Raw genomic sequence first — 10,443 nt, 5'->3', positions numbered from 1 at the left:
ACCAGGACTCGTCATCCCCCGTCAACACCGACACGATGTCCACATCCAGATACGGAGCAAACGCCCGCTGACACTCGGCAAGCCGCGCGTCGAACCCCGGACACCGCCCGACCAGACCCGCCGCCATCCGCGCCGACTGACCGCCCTGACCAGGGAACACGAACACCACCCCGTGGGTGGATGCCGTGCCGCCGACGACGTGGCCGGCCGGCGCGCCGGTCGCCAGGGCGTCCAGGCCGGCCAGCAGGTCCTCGATGCTCGCCCCGACGACGGCGGCGCGCTGCTCCAGTGCGGCCCGGGTGGTCGCCAGCGACCAGGCCACCGCGGCCGGGTCGAGGCCGTCGTGCTCGCGGACGTGCCGCGCGAGCCGTTCCGCCTGAACCCGCAGCGCCGCGCTGGACCGCGCCGACAGCGGCCACAGCACCGCGCCCGAGTGGACCAGCCCGTCCGGGCCGCCCTCGGCGGGCTCGACGGGCTCGGCAGGCTCCGCGCCGTCCGGCTCGGCGGGCTCCTCCAGCTGTTCGACGATGACGTGGGCGTTGGTGCCGGAGACGCCGAACGACGACACCGCCGCCCGGCGCGGCCGTCCCGTCTCCGGCCACGGCCGCTGCTCGGTGGTGAGCGTGACGGCCCCGGCCGTCCAGTCGATGTGCGGGGACGGCTCGTCCACGTGCAGGGTCGCGGGGACGACCCCGTGCCGCATGGCCTGCACCATCTTGATCACACCGGCCATCCCGGCCGCGGCCTGGGCGTGCCCGATGTTCGACTTGATCGAGCCGAGCAGCAGCGGCTCGGCGTCGCCCCGGTCCTGCCCGTACGTGGCCAGCAGCGCCTGCGCCTCGATCGGGTCGCCGAGAGTGGTGCCCGTGCCGTGCGCCTCGACCACGTCCACGTCGGCGGTGGTGAGCCGCGCGTTGGCCAGGGCCTGGCGGATGACCCGCTGCTGGGACGGCCCGTTCGGGGCGGTCAGCCCGTTCGACGCCCCGTCCTGGTTGACCGCGGAGCCGCGCAGCACGGCGAGGACGCGGTGGCCGTTGCGGCGCGCGTCGGAGAGCCGCTCGACCAACAGCATGCCGACGCCCTCGGCCCACCCGGTGCCGTCGGCGGCGGCGGCGAACGACTTGCACCGCCCGTCGCCGGCGAGGCCGCCCTGACGGGAGAACTCGGCGAAGGTGTCCGGGGTGGCCATCACGGCGACACCGCCGGCGAGGGCGAGGTCGCACTCGCCCCGGCGCAGCGCCTCGCCGGCCAGGTGCAGCGCGACCAGCGACGACGAGCAGGCGGTGTCCACAGTGATCGCCGGGCCCTCCAGCCCGAGCGTGTACGCCACCCGGCCGGAGATGACGCTGTGCGAGCCGCCGGTCATCAGGTAGCCCTCGGTGCCCTCCGGCACCTCCGTCAGCCCGCTCCCGTAGCCGGAGGTGGACGCGCCGACGTACACGCCGGTGCGGCTGCCCTTGAGGGCGGTCGGGTCGAGCCCGGCCCGTTCCAGCACCTCCCAGGACGCCTCCAGGGTGAGCCGCTGCTGCGGGTCCATCGCCAGGGCCTCGCGGGGCGAGATGCCGAAGAACGCCGGGTCGAAGCCGGTCACGTCGTGGAGGAAGCCGCCGGCCGGGGTGTAGCCGCTGTCCGGCGTGGGGGTGTCCCAGCCCCGGTCGGTGGGGAATTCGCCGATCGCGTCGACGCCCCCGGTGACCAGCCGCCACAGTTCCTCGGGGCTCTCGGCGCCTCCCGGGTAGCGGCATGCCATGCCGACGATGGCGATCGGCTCGCCGGCGGTGACGGCGACCGCGACGGGCGCGGCGGCGCGGTCCGCGCCGAACGCCGTCTCGCGCAGATGCCGGGCCAGGTCGGCCGGAGTGGGGTGGTCGAAGACGAGGGTGGCCGGCAGCCGCAGCCCGGTGGCCTCGTTCAGCCGGGTACGGAAGTCCAGGGCGGTGAGCGAGTCGAAGCCGAGGTCCTTGAACGGCCGGCCGCGCAGGTCGTCCGGGGTGGCGTGGCCGAGCACCCGCGCGGCCTGCTCGTTGACGAGCCGGAGCAGCTCCCGCTCCTGCTCGGCCTCGGGCAGGTCGACCAGGTGACGCAGCGCGTCGGTCGCGCCGGCCGGCGCGGCCGCGGTTTCCGCCTCGGCCTCGGCCAGCGCCCGCACCGTGGGCAGTTCCGAGAGGAACGGGCTGGGCCGGGCCAGGGTGAACGCCGGGTGGAAGCGGCTCCAGTCGACGTCGGCGACGGTCAGGCAGGTCTCGCCGTACTCGACGGCCCGGCGCAGGGCGAGCAGCGCGTCGGCGGGTTGCATCGGGTTGAGGCCGCGGCGGCTGAGCAGCTGCCGGGTTTCCTCGGTGGTGGCCATGCCGCCCTCGGCCCAGGCGCCCCAGGAGATGGAGGTGGCGGTGAGCCCCCGGGCACGGCGCTGCTCGGCGAGCGCGTCGAGGTACGCGTTCGCCGCGGCGTACCCGCACTGGCCGGCGCTGCCCCACACCGCGGCGATGGAGGAGAACGTGACGAAGGCGTCGAGTTCCCGGTCGGCCAGGAACTCGTCGAGGTGCAGCGCGCCGAGCACCTTGCCGGCGATGACGTGGTCGAACACGGCCAGGTCGGTCTCGACCAGCGGCGTGAGGTGGTCGGTGCCGGCGGCGTGCAGCACGGCGGTCAGCGGGGCGACCTCGTCCAGGCCGGCCACGAGCGCGGCGACCTGCTCGCGGTCGGCAATGTCGCAGGCCACCACGCTGACCCGTACGCCCGTCGCGGTCAGCTCGTCGGCCAGCTCGCGGGCACCGGCGGCGTCGAGACCGCGGCGGCTGGTCAGCACCAGGTGCTCCGCGCCGTTCTCGGCGAGCCAACGCGCGGCCCGCGCCCCGATCGCGCCGGTGCCGCCGGTGATCAGCACCGTGCCACGCGGCTGCCACGGCGTCACCTGTCCCGACGTACGAACGGTGGCGGGGCCGAGCCGCCGGACGAACGTACCGGACGGACGCACCGCGAACTGGTCCTCGTCCCCGGCGCCGCCGCTGAGGATCCGGGCGATCTCCGCCCAGGTCGCCGCGTCGGCCTCGGCGGGCAGGTCCACGAGCCCACCCCACTGCCGCGGGTATTCCAGGCCCACCACCCGGCCCAGCCCCCACAGCGCGTGCTGCGCGGCGCTGACCACCGGCTCCGCCGGGCCCGTGCCGACCCCACCCCGCGTCACACACCACAGCGGTGCGGACACGTCGGCGTCCTGCAACGCCTGCACCAGACGGGTCGTCGCGACCAACCCGGTGGCGATGCCCGGGTGACCGGGGAACTCCGCATCCACCAGGCCCAGCAGGGACACCACCCCGGCCGGCGGCGCGTCCCCGTGCCCGGCCAGCCGCTCCGCCAGTTCCTCCCGGGTGACCAGGGCCGGGTCGACGGCAAGCTGCCGCACCGCCGACCCGTCCGGCAGGGCGGCGGCGAGCAGGTCCAACCAGCCGTCCACCGTCGCGTCGTCCGCCGGCCGCACCACCAGCAGGTCACCGGCCACAACGCCGCCGCCCGCCGCCGGGGCCGCCCGCTTCCACACCACCCGGTACGACCAGCCGTCCAGCACCGCCCGCTGCAACCGGGCCTTCCGCCACGACGACAACACCGGCAGCGCCGGGGCGAGCACCTCCAGGTCGGCGGCGCCCCCCTCGAACTGGGCGGCCAGTGCCGCCACGTCGGAACGTTCCACCGCCGACCAGAACTCGACGTCGATGACGTCGGGGCTGACCGGTCCGGTGGCGGCCGGCGCCACCGACTCCGGCCAGTAGCGCTCGCGCTGGAACGCGTACGTGGGCAGGCCCGTGAGCACCGGCGCGGGGGCGAGGATCCGGCGGTAGTCCACCGGCAGCCCGTTGGCGTGGGCCAGGGCGAAGCTGGTCAGCAACCGGACACGGGCGTCCTCACCACGACGTAGCGTCGCCAACGCCCGACCAGCGGCGCCCGTGTCGTCCAGGATCGCGGTCACCGACATGCTCAGCACCGGGTGCGGAGAAACCTCCACGAAGTCCGTGTGGCCGGCGTCGATCGCCGCGCGCACCGCGGTGTCGAACAGCACCGGCAGCCGCAGGTTCTCCGCCCAGTAGTCGGCGTCCATCCGAGCGCCGTCGACCCAGTCCCCCGTGACGGTGGAGACGATCCGGACATCGCCGTCACTCGGGGCGAGGCCAGCCAGTTCGGTGCGCACCCGATCCGAAACCGGCTGCACCGCCGGGGAGTGCGAGGCGTAGTCCACCGCCACCAACCGAGCCCGCACACCGTCCGCGACGCACGCCGCGACCAGGTCGGCGACCGGCTGCGGCGGCCCCGCCACCGCGGTCGTGCCCGGGCCGTTGATCACCGACACGGTCACCCCCTCGGGCAGCCGTGCGGTGACCTCGGCGGCGGGCAGGTCGATCGCCGCCATCGCCCCGGTGCCGGCGATGGTGGCCAGCGCCCGGACCCGCAACGCCAGCACCTTCACCGCGTCGGCCAACGACAGCACCCCGGCGACATGAGCCGCCACGATCTCGCCCTGCGAGTGGCCGATCACCGCCCGGGGAATCATCCCGGCGTGCCGCCACAGCCGCGCCAGACCCACACCGACGGCGAACAGCGCCGGCTGGGCCACCTCGGAACGGCCCAGCCACGAGTCGTCGGTGTCGGTCAGCACGGCGACCACGTTGATGTCGAGCCAGCGATCGAACTCCGCCTGACACTCGGCGAGGGCCTCGTCGAAGACCGGGCACGCACCGATCAGCTCCGCCGCCATCCGCACGTGCTGCGCGCCCTGCCCCGGGAACACCCAGACGGGGCCCTCCCCCGGCTCACCGGCCACGCCGGTGACGACGGTGCCGGCCGGGGTGCCGGCGGCGAGGGCGTCCAGCCCCTCGAGGAGCTGCGCCGGATCGGCGGCCACCACCGCCGCCCGGTGCTCGAACGCCGACCGCGTGGTCGCCAGCGACCAGGCCAACCCGGCCGGATCGACGTCGCCGTGGGCGCGGACGTACCGGGCGAGCCGGGCCGCCTGCTCCCGCAGCGCCGACGCGGACCGAGCCGACAACGGCCAGACCGTGGCAGGAGAGGCGAGCAGGCGAGGCTGCTGCGCCACGGGCACCAGCGCGGCGGCGGGGTCGGTCGCCGCCACCGGGGCGGTCTCCCCGGCGGCGGCGTCCGCGCCGGACGCCACCGGGGCGGTGGTGGCGTCCGGGGTCTCCTGGGGTGCCTCCTCGATGATCACGTGGGCGTTGGTGCCGCTCATCCCGAACGAGGAGACACCGGCGCGGCGGGGCTGCTCCCCACGCGGCCAGGGCAGCGCCTCGGTCAGCAGCGACACCGCACCGGCCGACCAGTCGACGTGGGGGGTGGGCTCGTCGACGCTCAGGGTGGCCGGCAGCGTGTCCTGCCGCAGGGCCATGACCATCTTGATCACCCCGGCGACGCCGGCGGCGGCCTGGGTGTGACCGATGTTCGACTTCACGGAGCCGAGCCGCAGCGGGCGGTCCGCCGGCCGCCCCTGGCCGTACGTGGCGAGCAGGGCCGTGGCCTCGATCGGGTCGCCGAGGCTCGTGCCGGTGCCGTGCGCCTCCACCGCGTCGACCTGCTCCGGGGAGAGCCGCGCGCTGGCCAGGGCCTGGAGCACGACCCGCTGTTGGGACGGGCCGTTGGGGGCGGTGAGGCCGTTGGACGCGCCGTCCTGGTTGACGGCACTGCCGCGCACCACGGCGAGGACGGGGTGGCCGTTGCGGCGGGCGTCGGAGAGCCGCTCCACGAGCAGCATGGCGGCGCCCTCGCCCCAGGCGGTGCCGTCGGCGGCGGCGGCGAACGCCTTGATCCGCCCGTCGGGGGCGAGCCCGCGCTGGCGGGAGAAGCCGACGAACGCGCTGGGGGTGGACAGGATGGTGGCGCCGCCAGCCAGCGCGAGGGTGCACTCTCCCTGACGCAGGGCGTGACAGGCCAGGTGCAGCGCGACCAGGGACGAGGAGCAGGCGGTGTCGATGGAGACGGCGGGACCCTCGAGCCCGAGCGCGTACGCGATGCGGCCGGAGACCACGCTGGCGGCGGTGCCGGTGAGGACGTACCCCTCGACGCCGGGCGGGGGCGACTGGAGCAGCGCCGCGTAGTCCTGGACGGTGGTGCTGGCGAAGACGCCGACCTGGTGGCCGCGCAGCGTGGCCGGGTCGATGGCGGCGTGTTCGAACGCCTCCCACGAGGTCTCCAGCAGCAGCCGCTGCTGCGGGTCCATGCCCAGCGCCTCGCGCGGGGAGATGCCGAAGAAGCCGGGGTCGAACTCGGTGGCCGAGTCGAGGAACCCGCCCTGCCCCACGTACGAGGTGCCGGGGTGGTCGGGGTCCGGATGGATCAACCGCTCCAGGTCCCAGCCGCGGTCGGTGGGAAAGTCGGACATGGCGTCGCGGCCGGAGGCGACCAGCCGCCACAGGTCCTCGGGCGAGCGCACCCCGCCGGGGAAGCGGCAGCCGATACCGACGATGGCGATGGGCTCCCGGTGCGCCGCCTCCAGTTCTCCGAGCTTCCTCCTGGTCTGGTGGAGGTCCGCGGTAACCCATTTCAGGTATTCCCGGAGAGTGTCTTCAGTCGCCATTAACGCCACCTTTTCGGGCCGGAAAAAGACGACCCGATACCGTCCACAGACGCCTCAAGCCGCGACACCACAGCCCATTAAGCCCGACCACGAATTGCAAAAATCAACAGCGTTGCAGTGCCCACCAGGTCCTACTTCCCGGAGGAAGGTAAGTTCCGGCCGGCAGCGGTCACAACCCCTAGCGTCCCCTACGGCCGCCCCTAGCAGGACCACCGTCGGAGCGGTCGCAGGCTGGCCTGCCAACGCCCCGCCGCCGGCTCTGCGGGGCCGGCGGCGGCGGCAATGTCAGCCGCCGCGGCCGGCCCCGTGGGCGCGCCCCACAAATGGGTCGCCAATTGTTCAGAAAACCCCGCCGACATTGCCGCCGGGGCCGCCGAGTTCCCGATGGATGAATTCGAAAATCTCGGCGTCGCTCGCCCCCTCGAGCGTCTGCGTCACGGGGGCCTCGGCCGGTGCGGGCCGGTCCTCGCCCCAGCGGGCGATGAAAGCCTGCAACTGCACCAGCAGCTTCTGCCGGGTCAGCTGGTCCGGGGCGCTGGCGGCGAACAGGCCGTCCAGTTTCTCCAGTTCCGACAGCAGGCCGGCGGTCGCGGTCGCCCCCTCCTCCACCACGAGGGTGCGCAGGTGGCGGGCCAGCGCCAGCGGGGTCGGGTAGTCGAAGACCACGCTGCCCGGCAGGCTCACCCCGGTGGCCGCCCGGAGCCGGTTGCGCAGCTCCACCGCGGTCATCGAGTCGAAGCCGACCTCGCGGAACGCCCGCGCCGGGCCGAGCTCGCCGGTGCCCGGGTGGCCGAGCACCGCCGCGGCCTGGGTGGCCACGAGGTCGACCAGGACGGCGTCCCGCTCCGCGTCGCCGAGCGGTCGCAGCCGCTCGCGCAGCGCGGCGGCAGCCCCGTCGTCGGCCGGCTCGTCGGTGTGCAGGCCGCGCAGCGCCTCCTGCGCCTCGGGGACCTCGCCGAACAGCGGCCGGGCCCGCACGGCGGCGACGGCCGGCACGAACCGGTCCCACCGCACGTCGGCCACGACGAGCTGCGCGCCGTCGGCCACGGCCCGGCGCAGCGCGGCGACCGCCAACTCCGGGTCCATGCCGGGCAGGCCGCGCCGGCCGAGCTGCTCCAGGTCGGCGTCGGCGAGGCCGGCCGCCCAGGGACCGAACGCCACCGACGTCACCGGCAGGCCGGCGAGGCGCCGGTTGGCGGCGAGGACCTGGAGCAGGGCGTCGCCGGCCGCCTGGCCGGAACGCCCGCCGGAGCCCCACACCCCCGAGGTGGACGAGCAGAGCACCAGCGCCCCCAGGGCCCGGTTCTCCAGCTCGTCGGCGTACCGGGGGATGTCGCCGACGGTGGCGAGCAGGTCCGCGGCGAGGTCGGCGAGGGTCAGCTCGGCCAGCGGCACGGTGCCGGTGTCGGCCGGTACGTGCACCAGTGCGGTCACCGGCCGCCCGTCGGCGGCGAGCTGCTCCATCCGGTCGGTGAGCTTCCCGCCGGCCGGCTGGTCCAGCGGCACCACGGCGACACCATGCCGGTCCAGCCAGGCGGTGGTGTGCCGGGCGATCGCCCCCGCTCCGCCGGTGACCAGGACGGTGCCCTGCGGGGACCAGCCCGTACCCCCGGTCGGGCCGGTGGCCCGCAGCAGGCGCCGGACGTGCACGCCGGACGGGCGGACGACGACCTGGTCCTCTCCCTCCACGTTGGTCAGCGCGGCGACCAGCGCGGCGGAGAGCTCCCCGGTCACGGTGCCGGGCAGGTCGACGAGGCCCCCGACGTGCCGAGGGTGCTCCAGCGCGGCCGCCAGGCCGAGGCCCCAGGTGGTCGCCTGCCACGGCCGCGTCGCCGGCTCCTCGTCGCTGGCGACCGCCCCGGTCGTGGCCAGCCACAGCGGCGCCCCGGCCTCCCTGCCGGTGTGCGCCTGGAGGAGCAGCAGGTTCGCGGCGAGCCCGGACGGCAGGGCGTCCCGCTCGGGGTGCGGCGCCTCGTCGAGGGCGAGCAGCGACAGCAGCGCCGTCGGCTGGTGCTCCGCGCAGGCCCGGTCGAGGTCGGCGGCGAGGCCGTCCCGGTGAGCCGTCGCCGGGTCCACCGTGAGCACGTGTACAGCGGCTCCTCCCGCCCGCAGCGCGTCGGCGACCGTTTCCGTGGTTTCCCGCGGCGGCGCCACCAGCAGCCAGCGGCCCGGCTCGCCGCCGGTCAACCGCCGCTGCCGCCAGGTGACCCGGTACCGCCACCCGGTGAGCGTGCCGTCCTGCTGCTGCTGGCGCCGCCACGACTCCAGCTCCGGGAGCAGCTCCTTCAGCGGCTGACTGGCGTCGATGCCCAGCCGGTCCAGGTCGCCGTCGGTGACCGCCCGCCAGAACTCGGTGTCGGCCCGGTCCGCAACCCCGCCCAGCGGCGTGGCCAGGGTCGGCCAGTACCGCTGCGGCTGGAACGCGTACGTCGGCAGTTCCGGCAGGTCGCGCGGAGCCGGCCGGGGGCCGGCGAGCGGCGTCAGTACCTCCGCCCAGTCGACGTCCCGCCCGGTCGCGTACTGGGAAGCGACGGCCGTGAGCAGCGCCGTCACCTCGGGTACGCCGGCCCGCTGGGCGGCGACGACGGTGCCGCCGTCGTCGGGGAGCACGTCGGCGTTCATCGGGGTCAGCACGGCGGCGGGACCGATCTCCAGGTACGTGTCGACGCCGGCGGCCCGCAGGGCGGTGACGCCGTCGGCGTACCTGACGGCCTCGCGGACGTGCCGTACCCAGTAGTCGGCGGTGCGGATCTCGTCGCCCTCAGCCAGCGCCCCGGTCAGGTTCGACACGACCGGCACCAGCGGCGCCTGGAAGGCGAGGCCCTCCAGGACAGCGCGGAACTCGGCGAGCATCGGTTCCATGAGCGGGCTGTGGAACGCGTGGCTGACCCGGAGTCGGCGCGTCCGCACGCCCCGGCCCCGCCAGACGGCCTCCACCTCGTCCAGGGCCGTCAGGTCGCCGGACACCACGACGGAGGTCGGACCGTTCACGGCCGCGATCCCGACGCGGTCGGTCAGACCGTCCAGGGTGGACGCCATGTCGGCCTCGGCCGCGTTCACCGCCAACATCCCGCCGCCCGCCGGCAACGCCTGCATCAACCGACCCCGCGCCGCGACGAGGGCGCACGCATCAGCCAACGTGAGCACCCCGGCCACGTACGCGGCCGTGATCTCCCCGACCGAATGCCCACCCACGAAGTCCGGCACCACACCGAACGACTCCACCAGCCGGAACAGCGCCACCTCGACCGCGAACAACCCCGCCTGGGTGAACACCGTCTGGTCCAGCAGGCCCGCCTCCAGCGAGCCCTCCGGAGCGAACAACACGTCACGAAGCGGCTGCGGCAGCAGCGGATCAAGCTGCCCACACACCTCGTCCAACGCCGAGGCGAACACCGGGAACGCCGCGTACAACTCCCTGCCCATCCCCGCGCGCTGCGCCCCCTGCCCGGAGAAGAGGACGGCGGTGCCGCCCGAGGCGGCCGGGCCGGCCGGGACGAGCGCGGGGTGCGCGTCCCCGGCGGCGAGGGCCCGCAGCGCCGCCAGCCGGGCCTGCGGGTCGGCGGCGACGACCACCGCCCGGTGGGCCAGGTGCGCCCGGCCGTCGGCCAGCGCCCAGGCCACCGTCCCGGGCCGGCCCGCCGCGTCCCCGTCGGCCGGGTCGGCGAGCCGGCGGGCCAGGCGGTCGGCCTGCTCCCGCAGGCTGGCGGCCGTCGCGGCGGCGACCGGCCACGGCAGCGCGGCGTCGGCGACCCGGTCGGTCCCGTCGGCTGGCCCCGCGTCGACGACGACGTCGGCGGGCGCCTCCTCCAGGATCACGTGCGCGTTGGTGCCGCTGATGCCGAACGACGAGACACCCGCCC

The 10,443-nt window shown here is 75.4% G+C and carries 2 protein-coding genes (1 of these 2 cut by a window edge); both read right to left on the bottom strand.

Features of this window, described 5'->3' with window-relative positions:
• Positions 1-6,580: type I polyketide synthase (locus tag ACGF5C_RS32495; protein ID WP_393307881.1), on the bottom strand; the 6,580-nt coding region annotated here is incomplete at its 3' end.
• A gap of 339 nt (positions 6,581-6,919) precedes the next feature.
• Positions 6,920-10,443, bottom strand: the final stretch of a protein-coding gene (locus tag ACGF5C_RS32490; protein ID WP_393307879.1) for a type I polyketide synthase. Its footprint extends 26,215 nt past the window's final position; 3,524 of the gene's 29,739 nt are visible here — the last part of the coding sequence; its start codon lies beyond the right edge, outside the window; it ends in the stop codon at positions 6,920-6,922.

It is taken from the genome of Micromonospora sp. NPDC047620, from assembly GCF_043205005.1.
Taxonomy (GTDB): Bacteria; Actinomycetota; Actinomycetes; order Mycobacteriales; family Micromonosporaceae; genus Micromonospora.
The sequence above is the reverse complement of the archived record's forward strand: the minus strand, read 5'-3'. Positions and strand labels throughout refer to the sequence as shown.